The sequence below is a fragment of the Spongiibacter sp. IMCC21906 genome (assembly GCF_001010805.1).
Classification (GTDB): domain Bacteria; phylum Pseudomonadota; class Gammaproteobacteria; order Pseudomonadales; family Spongiibacteraceae; genus Spongiibacter.
On the sequence record NZ_CP011477.1, the window covers coordinates 1,347,406 to 1,365,712 of the forward strand.

Sequence of the window (18,307 nt, forward strand, 5' to 3'; positions counted from 1 at the left end):
ACGTTTGTCGCTTAACGGTGATGAAACCGTGAGCCATCACCGCGATGGTGTCAAGGAAACGGTCGAACTGGTCTGGTGGCGGCAGAAGCCCGTTTGGATCATGGTGCTTCTTGGTTTTTCTGCGGGTGTGCCATTGCTGCTGATTTTTTCCAGCTTATCACTCTGGTTGCGAGAAGCCGGTGTCAGCAAGGCGGATGTGACCTATTTCAGCTGGGCGGCGCTGGGATTTTCCTTCAAATTTGTCTGGGCCCCTTTAGTCGATAAACTGCCCTTGCCTTTACTTAGCGCGTTGATGGGCCGACGGCGAAGCTGGTTGCTACTGGCTCAGTTAGGTGTGATTGCCGCTATTTGTTTGATGGCCCTTACCGACCCGCGTCAGCACTTGCAAATGATGGCCATTGCGGCGGTATTGCTGGGCTTTTCTGCCGCGACCCAGGACGTGGTGATTGATGCCTTTCGGATTGAGTCAGCCGATGCTCGCTTGCAGGCGCTGCTGTCGTCTACCTATATTGCGGGGTATCGGATCGGCATGATTGCCGCCGGGGCGGGAGCGTTGTATTTAGCTCAGTTTTTTGGCAGCACCAGTGATGTTTATCACTACGATGCCTGGCGCAATACCTATCTGTGTATGGCGGCGGTAATGGGCGTGGGGGTACTGACAACCCTGCTGATTGCGGAGCCGGAGTCTGGGCGCAGTCCTTACCACTATCCCACCGCTGACTACCTGCGCTTTTTCTTTGGTTTTGCCTTCTCGCTATGTGCGTTTGTCACGGTGTTGTTTTTGCTGCCGTCGTCGCCGCAATGGTTTGCAGGGTCAATGCAGTATTTGCTTGGTTTTGTTTACGGGGCTGTGTGTTTTGTCTTGGCCGCAGGGGCGGCGTTGTTAGTTTTTCGCTTGCTGGCGGGGCTGGGTTTTGTGAATGTCCGCTTAGTTTCTGAGAGCTATACCCAACCGATTAATGATTTTATTAAACGCTACGGCAGCTTGGCCATATGGGTGTTGTTGTTGATCGGTTTCTATCGGGTGTCCGATATTATTTTGGGCGTTATCGCCAATGTGTTTTATCAGGACATGGGCTATAGCAAAGACCAGATCGCCAGCGTCACCAAAATTTTTGGCGTGATAATGACCATTGTCGGCAGTTTTTTTGGTGGTTTTTTAACGCTAAAACTGGGTGTGATGCGGGTGCTGATGCTGGGTGCCGTTCTGGTCTCGCTGACCAATTTGATGTTTATGTGGTTAGCGGGGGTGGAGGCCGATATTGTTGCCCTGACAGTGGTGATTGCTGCCGATAACTTAAGTGGCGGCTTGGCCGTGGCAGCCTTTGTGGCTTGGTTGTCCAGTCTGACCAACATCTCTTTTACCGCCACCCAATACGCCGTGTTCAGCTCCATTATGACCTTGTTTCCAAAGCTGCTGGGGGGATATTCCGGCACGGTGGTGGAGACTGTGGGGTATGGTAATTTCTTTCTGATTGCTAGCCTGCTGGGCATGCCGGTAGTAATCCTGATTGCCTTTCTGTCGAGGAAATTGCGTTTGGCAGACTAACGATACACAGCTAGGACTGCGGCGATTACGCAGATTTGCGCCGCAGGTGTCGGTTAGTTATTACCCCTGCCAGAAAAGCGGCGTCCCGACCGACATGGAAGAAGCGGCCCGAGCCCCAGGTGTTCATCCAGTTCAGACCGAGAAAGTAGAGACCCTCAATAGGGCTGACACCTCGCTGCTGTAAAGGGGCGCCTTTCTCATCTAGAGCATCCATCCTCAGGCAGTTGTAATCACTTTTGAAGCCAGTGGCCCAGACCACGGCGCTGATGTTTGAATTATTCATATTGAGTTGTTCCATCATGGGCGGTTGATAATCGCTGTGAATGTTGTCGTCAGGGGGGGCGGCAATACCGTTTTCTTGGATATAACTTTCAATGCCGTTGGTAATGCGCTTGGCCACGCTGTCGGCGTAGTCCAGGTTATCTAATAAGTCCCTGTCAAATCTCAAGGTGCCAGCTTCGGATGAACGGATGCGGCCATACAGTTTCATCCCTTGCTGAGCAAAAATTCGCAGGTTGATATCTCTGCCGCCATCGCGACCGGTCACGTAGTGATTGGTGGCATGGGGGGCATTTTTCCCTTCAGGGTGCTCGTCGATGGTAGTCTCGTAGTAGCTCATTTCTTCAAGCCAGTTGACTACGTCTTTGCCTCGATAGCGACGGTTAACTCTGGGCGCATTGCCGACGCAGAGATGAACCTGGCGGCCAGCCAGATGGAGGTCTTCGGCGATCTGGCAGCCGGACTGACCTGTTCCCACGACCATTACTTCGCCGTCGGGCAGCTGTTGGGGGTTGCGATAATCTCGGGAATGGATATGTGCCACCTTGTCCGGCATGCCTTTGGCGGCGGGCAAAATGTTAGGATGGTGATAGCCGCCGGTAGCAACCACCAAATGCTCGGCCGAGTAGTGTTGGCCACCGCACGCTACTTTGAAGCGTCCATTTTCCTTGGTCGCGCTGGTCACCGGACTATTGAAGCGCACCGGTGCTTGGCTGAAACGGTAATAACTTTCGACATAGTCGATAATTTGATCTTTGACCATAAAACCGTCGGGATCGTTACCGGCGTAGTGCATGCCCGGCAATTGGCATTGCCAATTCGGTGTGACTAGGCAGAAGCTGTCCCAGCGCTCGTTGCGCCAGTTGCTGGCCACCCGGTCGTTGCGTTCCAGTAGGATATGGTCGATGCCTTGTTGGCTCAGGCAGTAGCTCATTGATAGGCCGGCCTGGCCAGCGCCGATGATAATGCAGCTGTAATGTTCGGTTAGGGTGTTCATGATTAATCCTGTTTATGTCCGTACTTGTGTTGGAGAAGGTGCTGGGATCTGGCTGTTTGTGAAAGGGTTTATTGGCGAAATTCCAGTACTTGAATTTCGCCGCTGATTTTTTGCGTGTGGAGTTGTTTGAGCTTCGTTTCTAGAGTCGCTAGCTCGGCGCTGGCAGCGGAACAGGCGTAGCCGAAGCGCTCCTGGACCCGGTCCGATGCCCGGGTCAGTGCCTGACGAATACGCTCACCGAAGTCCCGCTGGCTGTAGCTGGTGCCCGCCTCAAGGTGCTGGTAAATCACGGTGGAGGGCGAGTAGTACTGGGCCTGCTCGCCATCGGGCCAGATCAGGGTGAAATTTACTGCGGGCATGTGCTGCCTCCCATGGCGGTGAGAGTGTTTTGTTTGAGGTCCCAGAAGGTTTCCCGGCTGCCGTAATAGTCCAGCTCGATGCAACCGCTGCCAGTAATCGTGCCAACCGGGATACAGCTCAGGTGGCTGTGTTGAAAGTAGCCGATCAGTCCTTGGACCTGGTCGGGCTCCACCGCCAGCAAAAAGCCAAAGGCCTGAAATGCCCGCAGCCAGCGAAGCAGGTCGCCGGGTGGCCGGGGAATGGCGCTGATATCCAGCGTGGCGCCGCAGCCGGTCAGTTCCAGCATCATCAGCAGGGTGCCCAGCACGCCGCCACCACTGATATCTTTGGCGGCCACAGCCAGGTCCCGTTCGGCCAGCTCGGCGGGGCACTGCCATTGCTGGCGAATCTGTTTTGGGCTTTTACCGCCCACACAACCCCAGTAGGGCTGCTTGCCGTGCCAGCTGCCGGTGAAGTCACTGAGAATGAATAGGCGTTGCCCCGGCCGCAGGTGGTGGCAGGAGAGCAGCTTGTGGGCGTGGCCAATAATGGCCACTGCCAGGTTGGCCCGGTAGTCGCTGCGGATGCTGCTGTGCCCCCCGGCAAACTGCAGGCCAAACACGTCACAGGCGCGTTTGATATGAAACAGCAGCTCCTTGCTGGCCTCGTCGTCGTGATGCCAAAAGGCATTGGCGATGGCGGTTGGGCGGCCGCCCATGGCGGCGATGTCGCTGACGTTGGCCATGACCGAGGACCAGCCAGCCGCCTTGGGGTCCTTGGCGACAAAGTCAGGCAGCATGCCTTCCATGGCCAATAGTTGATAGCCATCAGTGCAGGCAAAGGCGGCGCAGTCATCGCCCGGGGCGGCGTAGCGCTGTTGCAAGCTAAGGGACTCAGCGCTGCTCTGGGCGCTGAGCGCGGCGGCATGGCGGATAGCTGATTTACTGGCGATTTCCGGCAGCTCGCGCAACTGCTGACAAAGTTCGGCCAACTGCAATTGGCGCTCTTCTGGGCTCAGGGTAAAGCTTGGCCGCTTGTGCAGGGGGCGCATCAGCATGTCTCCCGGGTCTGTGCTGGCTCGTCAAGCAGCAGGGTTGGTGGCGGCAGCTGGGGCAGAGGATAGTGATTCAGATCGGCGACCATGCGCAAATGGGGGCGACCGCCAATGTCCAGCTCTTCGATGGTGTGCCAGTGCAGGCTGCTGAAATAGCGGCCATTCTGTTTTTGCACAAAGGCGTGGAAGTGCTGGCAGCCCAGGTGTTTTGCCCGGCTGACGGCGGTGTTGATCAGAGCCTTGCCGATGCCGGCCCGTCCCCGGTAGGGCCTGACTACGCACAGCCGTCCACCAAACCAAAGACCTGGCCAACGGGGGTCATCCACTGGAAAAATTCTCACCGCGCCGACCACGTCGTCGCTGATGCCGCACAGATTGGCGAGCGCGATAATGGCAGTGGCGCGGAAGTCTTCGCCATCCTGCTCTTGTATTGGCAGTTGCTGCTCTCCGGAGAAGACCTTTTTGCGCAGAGCAAAATAGCGGGCCCGCTCCCAGGAGGCCGTCGCTGGTCGGACACTGATTTGGGTAGTGTGAAACTCGCCGAAACTGTCGCTAGCATGGCCGCTCGCGCCCAGTTCAACCCGGCTATAGGCCTGGCTAAGAGACTCGCTGCCGCCTTGAATCTGACGACTCACGCTGGCGGTAATGGCGTAGAAATGCCGACTTGGCGTCGCTCGGTGGTGACGGCTTTGGGTGATCTCAGGCATTGACCACCTCTAATTGTCGGTTTGGAAGGGCAGTCTCATAACTTTTCAGGCTGGAGCAGGCGCCGCATTTGGCGCAGCCAGCCTTGAGGGCTTCCGATTGCATATTGCTGTTGGCCAGCGCTGGACCGAGAACGCAGAAGATACGATCGAGCATTGCAGGGTCCGGCCGTGGGTGATCTGCCAGGGGGGTGCCGGCCACCGGTACGAAGGGCACTACGAAGGGATAGACGCCCATGTCTATGAGGTTTAGGCTCATGGTGATGATTTCATCTTCGGTGTCGCCCAGCCCGGCCAGAATGTAGGTGCTGACATTACCAGCTCCGAACAGGGACACCGCTTTGGCAAAAGCCGACATATAGCGGTTCAAGGGCACGCTCGCCTTGCCCGGCATAATGGCATTGCGTACCCGCTCGCTGACTGCTTCAAGATGCATTCCCAGTGCGTCGGCGCCGGCGTCTTTGAGCCGTTCCAGCCAAATGTCCTCACTGGGCGGTTCGCATTGGGCCTGAATGGGGATGTTCACTCTGGCTTTGACGGCCTTGATCGATTCCACTAACACTGCCGCGCCCCGGTCGAGGGTTTTGGGGGTGCCTGTGGTCATGATCATCTGACTGACGCCATCCAGGGCGACGGCGGCAGCTGCGACCTCGGCCAATTGCTCCGGGCGTTTGTGGGCGATAGTTTTGCCCAACTTGAGGGATTCCTCAATGGCGCAGAATTGGCAGGAGGTGCTGCGGTTGCGGTAGCGGACGCATTCCTGCAAAACCGTTGTTGCCAGTACATCCTTGCTGTGGAGGGTGGCAATTTGGCTGTAGGGTATGCCCTCGGCTGTACATAAATTATAAAACTGGGGTTGCATGGGGACGCTGGTTTTGGCAATCAGCTGGCCGCCCTCGAATACCTCAACCTGCTGGCTGCTCGAGTCAAGTTTAGCGGAGAAGTGGGCCCCGCTGGCTGGCCGGTTGAAGACCGGAATCATAGCGGTCTGGCCGTGGAAATCCAGGGCCTTGTGGTCGGTGGGACCCGCACCGCCCCGGCGTACCAGACCGAGGTCCTCGTGTTGCCAGTGGATACCATGGCTTTGCAGGCGGGTAAGCTGTTGTGGATCTATCGTCATCACTGCTCTCCTGAATATCATTCCCGTTGCGGTTTCATCGTGGAGGGGGTGCCCGTTGAGTTCGCCGCTGTCCTCAATGGCCCGGTCCAGCGCTTGCCGCGGGCAGGTCAAGATCGCCCCGGGATTCATTCTCAGCGCTGTTGGGCTGAAAGTCGGTGTTGCTGGGTTGAAGGTCGGCTGTTGCCGATATCGCTTGGCTGTGGGGCCGGGGGCTGCGATCAATCAACAGGCTGAGCAGCTCCGGGCGGCTGTAGTGGCCCACCGAATCCATCATCCGTTTACGTTTTGCGATCAGCGCCATATCTAGCTCGGCAATACAAGCGCCCTCTCCGGATTCGCTGGTTAAGGGCTCGCCCAGCAGGCGCCCTTCCGGTGAAACAATGGCGCTAAAGCAGCCACCACTGATGGCGGCGAGGGGACCACCGGTGTCGTCCACCACCTGTTGTTGTTGCTCTGGGCTCAGCCAGCTGGTGGCGTTGACAACGAAACAGCCCGACTCCAATGCGTGGTGGCGGATGGTGACTTGAATTTGTTCGGCGAAAATTTCACCCACCAAAGAGCCGGGAAAGGTGGCAACGTGAATTTCTTCCCGGTCGACCATCAAAGCGTAGCGGGCCAGTGGGTTGTAGTGCTCCCAGCAAGCCAGCGAACCGATGCGGCCTACGGCGGAATCCACTGCGCTCAGGCCGCTGCCATCCCCTTGTCCCCAGACCATTCGTTCGTGGTAGGTGGGGGTAATTTTGCGGCGGTGCTGGATCAAACGGCCATCGGCATCAAACAACAGTTGGGCGTTGTACAGGGTTTTGCCGTCCAGTTCGTTAACCCCTACCGACACCACCATGCCGGCTTTGGCGGCGGCGGCGGCAATGTGCTGGGTGTGCCGGGATGGCACCGTCACGGCTTCGGTCATCAGTTGCAGGTGCTGCTTAGCCATGGCGTAGGGTGCCTGCACAAAGGAGAAGTAAGGGTAGTAAGGCACCACCGTTTCGGGAAACACGGCAAACTGCACCCCCTGCTGGGCCAGCTTTTCGATCCAGTCGCAAATTTTGCTAACCGTGCCTTCACAAGAGTAGAGCGAGGGGCTGCACTGCACGGCGGCGGCAAGTATCTTGGCCATAGTGTCCTCAGTTGTGGTGTGGGTGCTTGCTGCCACGTTGGCGGCAAGCGGAATATCTGCCAGGAATGGGGCGCAGCGCGCACCCACCCTGATTACGGCGTTTGTTGCTAATGGTGCATGTGTAGCGCGGCCTTAGGTGGTCCATGTGTGGACCATAAAGGCGTTATCCCTAGCCATTAGAAGTTGCAGGTCCATCACATCCAGTGGGTTTATGGGGCGAATTCCCTCAATCAGGGCTTTTTCGGTCTGACCGTAGAGTGCTTGCAGGGCAAAGCGGCAGGCATAGACTTCACCACCTTCCTCCATAAAGGCCTTGAGCTGGTTGTTGCAGGCTAGGTGGCCGGGGAATGCTTCGGCGCCGAGGGTGGGGAAGCCGCGCTGGACGCCTAGTTGTACGCCGGGTCCGTAGAGCAGCACTTTGGTTTCAAAGCCCTTTCTTAGCAGGCGCTTGGCTTGCAGCAGGTTGACCAGACCAATCGAGCCCTCAAAGGCAACGGTATGGAAGGTGATCAGGGCTTTGGCTCCGGGTGCGGCTTGGACGTCCTCAAACACTTTCTCTTCGTAATCGACCAGAAAGTCACCATCTTTGTAATGGGCTGTCTCCACAGTAGGCATAGATTTTTCCTCAGTAGCTGTGAGCGGGTTAAGGGCAGTTCGACAAGCAGTCTGCCTGACCTTGTTAGAGCGAAAGCTGTACCAGTCTGAACTGGGTAGTGAAAAAATCTTTGCTGAGGATTATAAAATCAAATAAAAACAGTGCTTTATGGGATTTATTAGTTTTGTTTTGGGCTGAATGCTGAGAATCTCGCATTAAAAAGTTATTCGCAAATGCGTAGTTCTACGAATATTCGTTTTCTATGTTACGCAAGTGCGTAGTAATATGGGGTTCTGCAAGGGGAGTCTCATATGCGCTTTGATCTGTTGGACACTAACGATGAGTGGGGAAAGCTGGCTTACTGGATGCGTCACGCTGCTTTTGAGCAATGCACTGAACCACTGATGTTACTTGACCCCCATAATAACCAGTACATCGACTGTAATATTGCGGCCTGTGATTTATTGGGCTACAGCCGCGCCGAAATTCTCCGCATGCCTATTTCCCGCATTCACGGCCGAGAGCTGGGCCAATTAATCGTTTTTACTGAACAGGTGATGGCCCAAGGACGGGCTTGGAGCTCGCGAATTTCATGTCGGCTCAAAAACAGTGAACATGTGCCCGTTGAGCTGGCGGGTGCCCGGGCGGTGATTAAGCGCAGAGAGTATTTGGTTGTTGCCATTCGAGATGTGCGCTCAGATGAGCAGAGCCGGGAGCTGGCTCAGGCCGACCGCATCGTTCGCGGTGGCCTGCTTGAGTGGAAGCATTTACAGAATATCTTCCAACAAGGCGAGCGGGAAAATCTGCTGATGTTGACCTCGGTGGGAGATGGCATTTACTGCGTTGATACTCAGGGTTTGTGCACTTTTATGAATCCGGCGGCGATGAGGCTATTTGGTCGTAGCGATCGAGATGTACTGGGTCACAATGTTCACTATGTCCACCACCACACTCATGAAGATGGTCGCCATTACCCTGTAGAGGAGTGCCCGATTTACGCGGCTATTCGCGATGGAGTGGTGCACGAAGGGGGGCAAGAGATCTTCTGGAAGCAAGACGGCACGCCTTTCCCGGTAGAGTTTACCAGCACGCCAATAATTAAAGATCGCGCCATTATTGGCGCGGTAGTGGTGTTTCGTGATATCAGCACTAGGATCGAAACCGAGCGTAAATTACGTGATGCTTTGGAGGAATTAGGTGATTTAAAATCTCGTCTGGAAGATGAAAACGCTTACTTGCAGCAGGAGATTCTGATCGAGCAGCGATACCATGGCATCCTTGGCGACAGTGAATCGGTGCGGCGACTCTTACAGCAAATAGAGATGGTGGCCGAGACTGAGGCGAACGTCTTGATTACCGGGGAGTCTGGTACCGGCAAGGAGCTGATAGCCAGAGCCATTCACGAAGCTAGCCCTCGAAAGGATAACGCTCTGATCAGGGTAAATTGCGCCGCCATTCCCCATGAGCTGTTTGAAAGCGAATTCTTTGGTCATATCCGGGGCGCATTTACTGGCGCAGTCAGAGATCGTATTGGTCGCTTTGAATTGGCAAATGGCGGCACCTTGTTTTTGGACGAGGTAGGGGAAATTCCGTTGGAGTTGCAAAGTAAATTGCTGCGGGTTTTGCAGGAAGGACAGCTGGAACGGGTGGGAGAAGAGCGTACCCGGGATGTCAATGTGCGCATCATTGCAGCAACCAACAAGGATTTAAAAGGGGAAGTGGCCCGGCAGTATTTTCGCGAGGATCTGTATTTTCGCCTCAACGTATTTCCTATTCATTCACCACCGCTGAGGGATCGGGGTGAAGATATTGGCCTTTTGGCCAGCCACTTTTTTGACCAGGCCTGTCAAAAATTCAATCAGGGCGGTGGTCGCCTGACCCAAGGAGATCTACGTCGCTTGCAGGCTTATAACTGGCCCGGCAATATCAGAGAATTACAGAATGTAATGGAGCGGGCGGCTATTACAGCCCGTAATGGCCGTGCTGCAATAGATTTGCCAGTGTCGGTGGAGCAGGCGGTAGCACCGTCGGGGGAGATGGAGGACGACTCGAAAAGCATTCTGTCTGACGATGAAATGCAGGCCTTTTTGCGACGTAATATGTTGGCAGCATTAGAGCGCTGTAATTGGAAGTTATTTGGCAGTGATGGTGCTGCGGCGCTGTTGGGTATGAAACCTACCACGCTAGCTTCGAGGATTAAGCGGATGGGTTTGCAGCGGGGGTAGGGTTTTTGGGGAGCGCTGGTAAGAGGGGTTGCGGGTCAGCACCAACGGCATTCTCGCCAGAGAATTTTGCCTTGGTGGTCGGCGCTGCCCTCTTCTATTAAATGATTCAGTTGGCGAGAATGGCTTTCGCTTCCTGGTGGAAAGCTGATTTTCCCCTGTGCGTTGATCACTCTAAACCACGGTAGTTTGCTATCTGCTGGCAGCTGGCTAAGGAGTTTGCCTACCCAGCGGGCCTTGCCGGGCAGGCCTGCCAGTTTGGCTACCTCGCCATAACTGCATAAGCGCCCCTTGGGAATGCTATGCAAAACCTGATAGATTTTTTGGCTATCGTTCATGGCTATTTCATGCAAAACGACGGTGCTTGTCGAATGGTAATTAGGGCTCGGGATTCAGTTTACGAATACGTTCCCAGTAATCCTCATAAAAGAAGTCGACTTCACCGCTTTCCAAGGAGTATTCCGCGCCGACGACCATTAACTTGCCTTCGCTGATCAAGCTTTCCAGTATCGGGGAGCCGCTGCTGAGGTGTTCAACCGAGCTGCGAACATTGGCGCGCACCGATTGGTGAATCAGCGCATCTCGATCATGACGCAGTTCGGTGGCGAGCATGCTTTCGACGGCGGGGCGTACGCGCTTGACGATGGCGTGAAGGTTAATTGACGGGACTTTGCTGCTTCCTGTTAAGGCGTCTACGGTGGCTTTAACGGCGCCGCAGTTGGAGTGTCCCAGCACAACTACCAGCGGGGTGCCAAAGTTTAACGCGGCAAATTCCACGCTGCCGATACCTGAAGGTGCAACAATATTGCCCGCCACCCGGATAACAAACAGGTCGCCCAGTCCTTGATCGAAGACGATTTCGGCGGGCACCCGTGCGTCGGAGCAGCCGAGTACAATGGCCATGGGGTTTTGAATTTCAACCAGTTCAGGCTGTTTGGCCATAACACAGTTTTCAGCGTCGCTATTCAGTCTCTCGACAAAGCGTTGGTTGCCATCTTTTAGTCTTTGCAAAGCTTCTTGAGCAGTAATCATAGTGAGGTCCTGTTGTTAATCTGATTTTTTATAGCCAGTCGCTGATCAGTACACCAATACCGATACTTTCTACGGAATGGTTGTATTCCACCAGGCTTTCGCCATAGCCATTAAAATATTTTATATAGCCTTTTACCCGAGAACTGATCGGAAAGCTCCAGCCAATTTCAACTGCGCCTTTGTTGTCGCTGCGCAGGTTATTACGCAGCATCAGACTGAGGGTTTTATTGTGCCATTGGTAGAGCCCCAGCCACTCAAAGTGACCAAGGTATTTTTCAATATCGGGGTTGTCGTCGTCATCGCCATGTTCTTTAAATCGGTACCAAGGTTTGAAGGACATGGCAAAGCGGTCACGCTCAAACACCATGTTAAACATTAGCCGGTTCCAACTTCGTGACAGCGGCTCGCCCCGGCCATTTGACTGGTGGTTGAGGATGACTTGGTTGGCAACATTGCGAATGCCCATCCACTCCCAGTCATTCTCAAAGCTGAGGATAAACTCGGGTTCGTGGTTGGTTTCCCGAAACGGCGCTGAGGCATCGCTGTTATAGGCCTGCCAAAAGGAGCGATTGGTGTAGGCGACGCTGAGATGGCCGTTGTTGTTGATAATGTCTTCCCAGACCAGCACTTTGATACTGAGCTGAAACTCCAGCTCGACATTGTCAATTTTGTCCGGGGCACTGGGCAGGCTGTCACGAAAATCTGAAATATTATCTCGATAGGAGGCGGGCAACACATAGTTGCTGCGGTGTGGGGTTAGTACAAAGGGGTTCTGGTTGGAATACCGCTCCAACGCAACCCGCTGTTCCACTACACCTATTTCAGACCGTTCAATCGCGGCATCTGGGTCGGCGGCCTGTAGCCGCTGTTCGCAGATGATGCGTAGCTCGCCAACGGTAGTCGCATCGGAGGCCGACATGGCTGCCAGTTGCAGACATTTTGCCATGTCGCGTGAATCTTGAGCATGGCTACACAGGCTGATGCAGTACAGCAGAAAAATGCTGATTATTTTTCGCATTCACAAACCTTATGGTCAGATGGGCGGCGGCTATTGTATATCAGTAGATAGCATGGAGCCTTAACTTGATTTATCTGTCAAAGCCCCAAGATACTTTGAAAGAGATTATTGCGAGAAGCTCATGCGATTGCTATTCCTGTTGTTTATTGTCATGCCGATTTTGGAAATGTGGGTGCTCATTAAGGTGGGCTCCATTATTGGTGCGGTGCCGACGATTGCCATGGTGATGTTAACAGCGGTGATTGGTGCCTCATTGCTGAAGCGCCAAGGCCTGCATACCCTGACCCGTGCTCAAAACCGACTTAATAGTGGCGAGGTCCCTGCTACCGAGATTCTGGAAGGCTTGATGCTGGCTGTGGGCGGTGCACTGCTGCTCACGCCGGGCTTTTTTACCGATGCTATCGGCTTTGCCTGTTTGATACCGGGGCTGCGGCGCAGCTTGATTGCCAATATGTTGCGCCGGGGTGTAGTGCAGATGCACGGCGGCGGTTTTATGGGCGGTGGTCCTGCGGGCGGTGCAAATAATCAAGCTGATCGTAATGCGCAACAAGGTCACGTCACCATCGAAGGTGAGTATAAAAAAGAAGAATAATTTTTAGTGGGGGGCTTGAAATGTCCCCGCGCAGCCCCATTTACCAATCAGCCCACGGAGGCTTGGCTCTTAAAGAGTTGAGTGTCACCCGCTGGGAAACTCAAGGAATCCTGACTTCGAGAGAGGGTAGGGATGCCTCCCGGCAAATTGCAGTTTCCGGGTGGTACCGGTTAAACCGGTCACAAGAAATCTAAGTCATTGATTTAATGGAGATTTAGCAAATGAAAATTCGTCCGTTGTACGACCGCGTTGTGGTTCGTCGTAAAGAAGAGGAGCAAACAAGCGCCGGTGGTATCGTGTTGCCCGGTTCTGCTAAAGAGAAGCCAAACCAGGGTGAAGTTATCGCTGTTGGTGAAGGCAAATTGCTGGAAAGCGGTGAATTGCGCCCGGTTGGTGTAAAGGCGGGTGACGTTGTGATGTTCGGCCAATACTCCGGCAACACCGTGAAGGTGGATGGCGAAGAGCTGATCGTCCTCAACGAAGCTGAAATTTTCGGTGTGGTTGAAGCTTAAGGCTTTTTCCACGGATTCATTGAAATCAACGAATTAGTGAATAAAAGGTAGAAATATCATGGCAGCAAAAGAAGTTGTGTTTGGAAACGAAGCACGTCAGCGCATGGTGGCCGGTGTCAATATTCTGGCTAACGCAGTAAAAGTAACCTTGGGCCCCAAAGGCCGCAACGTAGTATTGGATAAGTCTTTTGGCGCTCCCACAGTGACCAAAGACGGCGTGTCAGTCGCGAAAGAAATTGAGCTGGAAGACAAGCTGGAAAACATGGGCGCGCAAATGGTGAAGGAAGTGGCTTCACGCGCTTCTGACGACGCTGGTGACGGTACCACTACGGCAACCGTTTTGGCTCAAGCCATTGTCAACGAAGGCCTGAAAGCGGTTGCTGCGGGCATGAACCCAATGGACCTGAAACGTGGTATCGACAAAGCGATTGCCGCTGCTGTTGAGCAGGTTAAGAGCTTGTCTATTCCTTGTTCAGACAACAAAGCAATTTCTCAAGTGGGCACTATCTCTGCCAACAGCGATAGCCAAGTGGGCAGCATCATTGCTGAAGCCATGGAAAAAGTCGGCAAAGAAGGCGTGATCACTGTTGAAGAAGGCCAAGGCCTGGAAAACGCGCTGGAAGTGGTTGAAGGTATGCAGTTTGACCGCGGTTACCTGTCGCCTTACTTCATCAACAATTCAGAGAATATGAGCGTTGAGCACGACAGCCCGTTTGTTTTGCTGGTCGACAAAAAAATCTCCAACATTCGCGAATTGCTGCCTCTGTTAGAGCAGGTTGCTAAAGCAAGCCGTCCGTTGGTGATTGTTGCTGAAGACGTTGAAGGCGAAGCACTGGCGACACTGGTTGTTAACACCATGCGCGGTATCGTGAAGGTAGCGGCATGTAAAGCACCTGGCTTCGGTGACCGTCGCAAAGCCATGTTGCAAGACATTGCGGTATTGACTGGCGGTACTGTTATTTCTGAAGAAATTGGTATGGATCTGGAGCAAACTACTCTAGACCATTTGGGTACTGCTAAACGCATCACAATGGATAAAGAAACCACAGTGATTGTTGACGGCGCTGGTGAAGGTGCTGCCATCCAGGCACGGGTTGCTGAAATCCGCACTCAAATCGAAAACACCAGTTCTGATTATGATCGTGAAAAACTGCAAGAGCGCGTTGCTAAATTGGCTGGCGGTGTTGCGGTTATCAAGGTTGGCGCAGCCACCGAGATCGAAATGAAAGAGAAAAAAGCCCGCGTTGAAGACGCGCTGCACGCAACCCGTGCTGCCGTTGAAGAGGGTGTGGTTCCTGGTGGTGGTGTGGCGCTGGTTCGCGCTATTGCCAATATTGGTCTTGTTGAAGGCGATAACGAAGACCAAACAGCGGGTATCAACGCCGCATTGCGTGCAATGGAATCACCGCTGCGTCAAATCGTCAGCAACGCAGGTGCTGAAGCCTCTGTGGTACTGGAAAGAGTCCGCAACGGTGAAGGTAACTTTGGTTACAACGCTGGCAACGGTGAATACGGCGATATGATGGAAATGGGTATTATTGACCCTGCCAAAGTAACGCGTAGTGCTCTGCAAGCCGCTGGCTCGGTAGCGGGTCTGATCATCACCACTGAGTGTATGATTGCAGATGCGCCACAGGACGAAGCCCCTGCAATGCCTGATATGGGCGGCATGGGTGGAATGGGCGGTATGGGTGGAATGGGCGGCATGATGTAGTCCCCCGCTTAACCCAAGCTAAGCCTAAGGCCCCGCAATTGCGGGGCTTTTTTATGCCCGTTACTTTTGCTGTGCTGGTCTTTATAACGCATATGCTATGTATTGTGTTTCAGTTAGATTAATGTTTTAGTAGTCAACATTGCATCTGTCGCCGTGTAGGGACAGAGCTGACAAATATAATAAAAACATCAGGTGAGCATATGGTTTCTAAGCGCGTTCTACTGGGCTTTCTGTGTGTAACGTTGACTGCTTGTGGCGGCGGATCCGGGGGTGGCAGTAGCAATAGCGACCCGCAAATGACTGGCCAGTTAGTCGACTCCTTGGTTCAGGGTGTTTCTTACGGCGCTAGTGTCGAGGAAGCGGCTGCAGATAATGCCCCCGTTACTAACAATCAGGGCGAATTTGTCTATCGTCGAGGCAATACCCTTCATTTTTATATAGGTTCAGTGGCGTTAGGCAGTGCCACAGGTGAGCGTTTTATTACCCTGCGGGATTTGGCGGCAAGCGATACCGCCGCTATTAATATGGCGCGGTTTTTGTTGACGCTGGACGCCGATGGTAATCCCGATAACGGTATTGAAATTGTGGCTGCAGTGGCTTTGCAGGCTACTGAACAAGGGTTAATGGCGAATGATTTTGCGCTGAGTGCTGCTGAGTTTACTGACAGTGGTTTAGCCGATTTTGCCCGTAGCGCTAATGGTGCAGCTCGGACGCTGCTGCCCGCAGCGCAGGCAGAAACCCATTTGCTGGAATCCGAAGCCGATATTGCCGATGGACAATTCGACAACGACAAAGGGGGCGATACGGATAGCGACGGGGTGAGTGATGTGGCTGACCAGTGTCCAGCAAGCTCACCCGGCGCGAATGTTGACGCCGAGGGTTGCGAAATTGAACCCCCTGTAGAAGTGGCAGACGGCGATGCCGACGGGGTGGCTGATGAGCAGGATAATTGCGTCAACGATGCCAATGCCGATCAACTGGATTTTGATAGCGATGGTGCAGGGGATGTTTGTGATAACGATGACGATAATGACGAGGTTGCTGATAGCGAGGACGACTTTCCGCTAAATTCAGAAGAAACGACCGACAGTGATAGCGACGGCATTGGTGATAATGCCGACAATGATGATGACAACGACGGTGTGTTGGACGGCGATGACGAGCAGCCCACCAGCTTTAATGACATAGATGCCGACGGTGTTGGCGATGGTGTCGACAACTGCCCGGCAACGGCCAACAGTGATCAAGGCGACAGCGATGAAGACGGTGTTGGTGATGCTTGTGAGCCACCCGATGCTGATGCAGATGGTATTGCAGACGCCAATGACAATTGCCCCGCAGTGGCAAATAACGCGCAGACAGATACCGACCAAGATGGCCTGGGTGATAGCTGTGATAACAGTGATGACCGGGATAGTGACGACGATGGCGTGGGCAATGAATCAGACCTTTGCGCCAACACTGCCAGTACCGCCACCGTCGATGACCGCGGCTGCGGTCCAGATCAAACCAATGCGGCCTGTGGGGATAATTTAGCGACGGTAGCGGCCGGGCGGCATCACCAGGTCTTGCTGCAATCCAATAGTGGCGAGCGCATTAGTTTTGAAGTGTTTGAGCCTGCCGAAATTAATTGCGGCGGTCGAGGTCAGGGCGCACACCCTTTGGTGCTGCATAGCCACGGCTTTGGCGGCGCCAGAGAAAGCGACCCCGCAGCACCGAGTTTTGAGGGCAGTGGTATTGCTGAGTTGTTGGCCCAAGGCTTTGTGGTGATCAGTATTGATCAGCGGGGCTTTGGTGACAGTAGCGGTTCGGTCAGAGTCATGGACCCTGATTTTGAAGGCTTGGACCAAGTGCAAATTTTGGATTGGGCTGAGCAAAACCTTGACTATCTTGCCTGGCGCAATGAAAGCAGTGGCGAGTTTATGCCCCAGCCTGCCATGGCGAGCAGTGTTGCAATGGGCGCCAATCTGCTGGTTGGCGCTATTGGCAGCAGTTATGGTGGTGGTTATCAAATGATGACCCATGCCATTGACGAAAAACAGCGCCTGGATGCGATGGTGCCAGACATCACTTGGCATTACCTGCCTTATAGCTTGAACCAGGGTGATGTACTCAAGTCAGTCTGGGCGCTGTTGTTGGTTGGCGGCGGTGAGGCGGGGAGTTATTTGCCCGGCTTTGAGAACCAGGATTCGCCCCTGGCGAGGGGGATCGACCCCTATATTGTTGAAACCCTTACCCGCAGCTTGGCGACCAATGAAGTTCCCCGGGACGCCGAGGCTTGGTTGGGTTACCACAGTCCGCGTTACTGGTGTGGTTTGAACGATCAGGCGAGCATGCCTTACACCCTTTCCGAAAGTGAGTTGAATAATAATCTATTGGGCAGCATCGAAAATGCAGAAAGTAATACCTTCAATGGCCAGCTTGGTGTGGATGTGCTGTTTACCCAGGGTATTCGCGATACCTTATTCAACTTTAACGAAGCGTGGTGGAATTATCAGTGCATGCGAGATCGCGCAGGCGAAGGCAATACAGTCAGGCTGATGACCCATGAAAATGGCCATATTATTTCTGGCTTTATTGGTGAAACACCCGATCCGCTGTATTTTCAGGCACCGGCAGGCAACTTCGCCTGTGGTGACATTGACCAACGTCAGGCCCAGTTGGCTTTTTTAAACAGCTCGCTTCGTGACGAGCCGCTGCCAGATTATTTAGCGGACGACAGTCTCTGTTTGTCACTGGCAGATGGCGATGCCGTGCGAATTCCTGCCGATCAGTTCAAAGCCCGGCGCGGGGCATTCAGCCACTTGGCTGCGGTCGAGTTTTATAGCAGTGCTGAATTGCAGTTAAGCAATGTGGCTAACGGCGTTGAGGCCCAGGCCTTGCATCTGTTGGGACAGGCACCGCAAATTGCACCGGTGCTTACGGTTAATGATGACAGCGGTTTGATCTTGGCTGGTATTCCCCAGGTGGATATTACGGTCAGTACTTTGGCGGGGCTCAATGAGCAGGTTTGCGCATTGGGCAGTATTCCCATCATCCGCTTGGGTTGCGACAGTATTTTGTTTGTTGGTGTCGGCATTCGTAAAGGGAGTGGCGAGTGGCAGTTGCTGGATGATCAGCTCGCCCCGGTAAGAGGCTTGGGTCAACACTTAAGCGTAGATTTGGTGGGGGTTGCTGAACGTTTGCAGCCCGGCGATGAAATTGGTTTGTGGGTCAGCGGTTATCATCCTCAGTACATCAGTTCCTTTTCTCGGGACGCGACCATCCCTGCCGTGAATGTCTCTGCGCAACTGCGATTGCCGCTGTACGGGGTAACGGCCGAGGGTGAGCTGGATCTGCAAGTTCAAGGCCAGTAATCAAGTCGCTATTTATCGCGTTTGCAATGCTAACGGGGCAGCCAGCTGCCCCGAAAGTTTGCTAAGATCGCCGTCATGCCTATTCAAAACGATGACAGGGAGGGCGA

16 protein-coding genes are annotated in these 18,307 nt (G+C 54.0%); 6 read left to right on the forward strand and 10 right to left on the reverse strand.

Annotated elements, in window-relative coordinates; translation table 11 throughout:
• Positions 1 to 28: 28 nt before the first annotated feature.
• The gene (locus IMCC21906_RS06165) at positions 29 to 1,549 is read left to right on the forward strand and encodes an MFS transporter (RefSeq protein WP_052763398.1); all 1,521 of its coding nucleotides are present in this window, start codon (positions 29 to 31) and stop codon (positions 1,547 to 1,549) included.
• Between the two features lie 25 nt (positions 1,550 to 1,574).
• Here IMCC21906_RS06165 and IMCC21906_RS06170 read toward each other — a convergent pair whose 3' ends face one another.
• The 7 genes from IMCC21906_RS06170 to IMCC21906_RS06200 all read right to left on the reverse strand — a co-directional run bounded on the left by IMCC21906_RS06170 (position 1,575) and on the right by IMCC21906_RS06200 (position 7,774).
• Positions 1,575 to 2,825, reverse strand: a complete 1,251-nt coding sequence (locus IMCC21906_RS06170) for an MSMEG_0569 family flavin-dependent oxidoreductase (protein ID WP_047011436.1) — start codon at positions 2,823 to 2,825, stop codon at positions 1,575 to 1,577.
• 68 nt (positions 2,826 to 2,893) lie between these two features.
• On the reverse strand, positions 2,894 to 3,184 hold the full coding sequence (locus tag IMCC21906_RS06175) for an MSMEG_0570 family nitrogen starvation response protein (protein ID WP_047011437.1): 291 nt from the start codon (positions 3,182 to 3,184) through the stop codon (positions 2,894 to 2,896).
• Positions 3,172 to 4,215 carry a sll0787 family AIR synthase-like protein gene (locus IMCC21906_RS06180; RefSeq protein WP_082117382.1) on the reverse strand — a complete coding sequence of 348 codons (1,044 nt, stop codon included), beginning with the start codon at positions 4,213 to 4,215 and terminating at the stop codon, positions 3,172 to 3,174. Before IMCC21906_RS06180 ends, IMCC21906_RS06175 begins: the two co-directional genes overlap by 13 nt.
• Positions 4,215 to 4,925 (reverse strand): MSMEG_0567/Sll0786 family nitrogen starvation N-acetyltransferase, encoded by a 711-nt coding sequence (locus IMCC21906_RS06185; RefSeq protein WP_082117383.1) that lies wholly within the window; start codon positions 4,923 to 4,925, stop codon positions 4,215 to 4,217. The genes IMCC21906_RS06180 and IMCC21906_RS06185 overlap by 1 nt, the downstream gene beginning before the upstream one ends.
• A complete protein-coding gene (locus IMCC21906_RS06190) occupies positions 4,918 to 6,042 on the reverse strand; it encodes an MSMEG_0568 family radical SAM protein (protein ID WP_047011438.1) in 1,125 nt (374 codons plus the stop codon). The genes IMCC21906_RS06185 and IMCC21906_RS06190 overlap by 8 nt, the downstream gene beginning before the upstream one ends.
• 73 nt (positions 6,043 to 6,115) lie before the next feature.
• Positions 6,116 to 7,159 carry a Nit6803 family nitrilase gene (locus IMCC21906_RS06195; RefSeq protein ID WP_047013192.1) on the reverse strand — a complete coding sequence of 348 codons (1,044 nt, stop codon included), beginning with the start codon at positions 7,157 to 7,159 and terminating at the stop codon, positions 6,116 to 6,118.
• 132 nt (positions 7,160 to 7,291) lie between these two features.
• Positions 7,292 to 7,774 carry an MSMEG_0572/Sll0783 family nitrogen starvation response protein gene (locus tag IMCC21906_RS06200; protein ID WP_047011439.1) on the reverse strand — a complete coding sequence of 161 codons (483 nt, stop codon included), beginning with the start codon at positions 7,772 to 7,774 and terminating at the stop codon, positions 7,292 to 7,294.
• A gap of 291 nt (positions 7,775 to 8,065) precedes the next feature.
• Here IMCC21906_RS06200 and IMCC21906_RS06205 point away from each other — a divergent pair, with 291 nt between their 5' ends.
• Positions 8,066 to 9,979: a sigma 54-interacting transcriptional regulator gene (locus tag IMCC21906_RS06205; protein WP_047011440.1), complete on the forward strand. Its 1,914-nt coding sequence runs from the start codon at positions 8,066 to 8,068 to the stop codon at positions 9,977 to 9,979.
• A gap of 35 nt (positions 9,980 to 10,014) precedes the next feature.
• Here the strand turns inward: IMCC21906_RS06205 and IMCC21906_RS17180 are convergent, their stop codons facing one another.
• From IMCC21906_RS17180 to IMCC21906_RS06220, 3 genes are read right to left on the reverse strand one after another with little or no spacing between them, the layout of a single operon-like run.
• Positions 10,015 to 10,314 carry an MGMT family protein gene (locus IMCC21906_RS17180; protein ID WP_047011441.1) on the reverse strand — a complete coding sequence of 100 codons (300 nt, stop codon included), beginning with the start codon at positions 10,312 to 10,314 and terminating at the stop codon, positions 10,015 to 10,017.
• A gap of 40 nt (positions 10,315 to 10,354) precedes the next feature.
• On the reverse strand, positions 10,355 to 11,008 hold the full coding sequence (locus tag IMCC21906_RS06215) for a carbonic anhydrase (protein ID WP_047011442.1): 654 nt from the start codon (positions 11,006 to 11,008) through the stop codon (positions 10,355 to 10,357).
• A gap of 28 nt (positions 11,009 to 11,036) precedes the next feature.
• A complete protein-coding gene (locus IMCC21906_RS06220; RefSeq protein WP_047011443.1) occupies positions 11,037 to 12,026 on the reverse strand; it encodes a phospholipase A in 990 nt (329 codons plus the stop codon).
• A gap of 121 nt (positions 12,027 to 12,147) precedes the next feature.
• Here IMCC21906_RS06220 and IMCC21906_RS06225 point away from each other — a divergent pair, with 121 nt between their 5' ends.
• The 4 genes from IMCC21906_RS06225 to IMCC21906_RS16265 all read left to right on the forward strand — a co-directional run bounded on the left by IMCC21906_RS06225 (position 12,148) and on the right by IMCC21906_RS16265 (position 18,200).
• Positions 12,148 to 12,618, forward strand: coding sequence for an FxsA family protein (locus IMCC21906_RS06225; protein ID WP_047011444.1), 471 nt, complete (start codon positions 12,148 to 12,150; stop codon positions 12,616 to 12,618).
• Between the two features lie 221 nt (positions 12,619 to 12,839).
• Entirely contained in the window at positions 12,840 to 13,130 is a 291-nt protein-coding gene (locus IMCC21906_RS06230; RefSeq protein ID WP_047011445.1) for a co-chaperone GroES, read from the forward strand.
• Between the two features lie 58 nt (positions 13,131 to 13,188).
• Positions 13,189 to 14,844: a chaperonin GroEL gene (groL, locus tag IMCC21906_RS06235; protein ID WP_047011446.1), complete on the forward strand. Its 1,656-nt coding sequence runs from the start codon at positions 13,189 to 13,191 to the stop codon at positions 14,842 to 14,844.
• Between the two features lie 200 nt (positions 14,845 to 15,044).
• Complete coding sequence (locus IMCC21906_RS16265) at positions 15,045 to 18,200, forward strand: alpha/beta hydrolase (RefSeq protein ID WP_052763399.1); 3,156 nt, start codon at positions 15,045 to 15,047, stop codon at positions 18,198 to 18,200.
• Positions 18,201 to 18,307: the final 107 nt, after the last annotated feature.

Excerpts from the sequence above, each read along its gene's own strand:
- IMCC21906_RS06195 (WP_047013192.1), bottom strand. The coding sequence starts at position 7,159 with ATGGCCAAGATACTTGCCGCCGCCGTGCAGTGCAGCCCCTCGCTCTAC.
- IMCC21906_RS06205 (WP_047011440.1), top strand. The coding sequence starts at position 8,066 with ATGCGCTTTGATCTGTTGGACACTAACGATGAGTGGGGAAAGCTGGCT.
- IMCC21906_RS06180 (WP_082117382.1), bottom strand. The coding sequence starts at position 4,215 with ATGCGCCCCCTGCACAAGCGGCCAAGCTTTACCCTGAGCCCAGAAGAG.
- IMCC21906_RS06175 (WP_047011437.1), bottom strand. The coding sequence starts at position 3,184 with ATGCCCGCAGTAAATTTCACCCTGATCTGGCCCGATGGCGAGCAGGCC.
- IMCC21906_RS06230 (WP_047011445.1), top strand. The coding sequence starts at position 12,840 with ATGAAAATTCGTCCGTTGTACGACCGCGTTGTGGTTCGTCGTAAAGAA.
- IMCC21906_RS06220 (WP_047011443.1), bottom strand. The coding sequence starts at position 12,026 with ATGCGAAAAATAATCAGCATTTTTCTGCTGTACTGCATCAGCCTGTGT.
- IMCC21906_RS06225 (WP_047011444.1), top strand. The coding sequence starts at position 12,148 with ATGCGATTGCTATTCCTGTTGTTTATTGTCATGCCGATTTTGGAAATG.
- IMCC21906_RS06185 (WP_082117383.1), bottom strand. The coding sequence starts at position 4,925 with ATGCCTGAGATCACCCAAAGCCGTCACCACCGAGCGACGCCAAGTCGG.
- IMCC21906_RS06215 (WP_047011442.1), bottom strand. The coding sequence starts at position 11,008 with ATGATTACTGCTCAAGAAGCTTTGCAAAGACTAAAAGATGGCAACCAA.
- IMCC21906_RS06200 (WP_047011439.1), bottom strand. The coding sequence starts at position 7,774 with ATGCCTACTGTGGAGACAGCCCATTACAAAGATGGTGACTTTCTGGTC.
- groL (WP_047011446.1), top strand. The coding sequence starts at position 13,189 with ATGGCAGCAAAAGAAGTTGTGTTTGGAAACGAAGCACGTCAGCGCATG.
- IMCC21906_RS06190 (WP_047011438.1), bottom strand. The coding sequence starts at position 6,042 with ATGACGATAGATCCACAACAGCTTACCCGCCTGCAAAGCCATGGTATC.
- IMCC21906_RS06170 (WP_047011436.1), bottom strand. The coding sequence starts at position 2,825 with ATGAACACCCTAACCGAACATTACAGCTGCATTATCATCGGCGCTGGC.
- IMCC21906_RS17180 (WP_047011441.1), bottom strand. The coding sequence starts at position 10,314 with ATGAACGATAGCCAAAAAATCTATCAGGTTTTGCATAGCATTCCCAAG.
- IMCC21906_RS16265 (WP_052763399.1), top strand. The coding sequence starts at position 15,045 with ATGGTTTCTAAGCGCGTTCTACTGGGCTTTCTGTGTGTAACGTTGACT.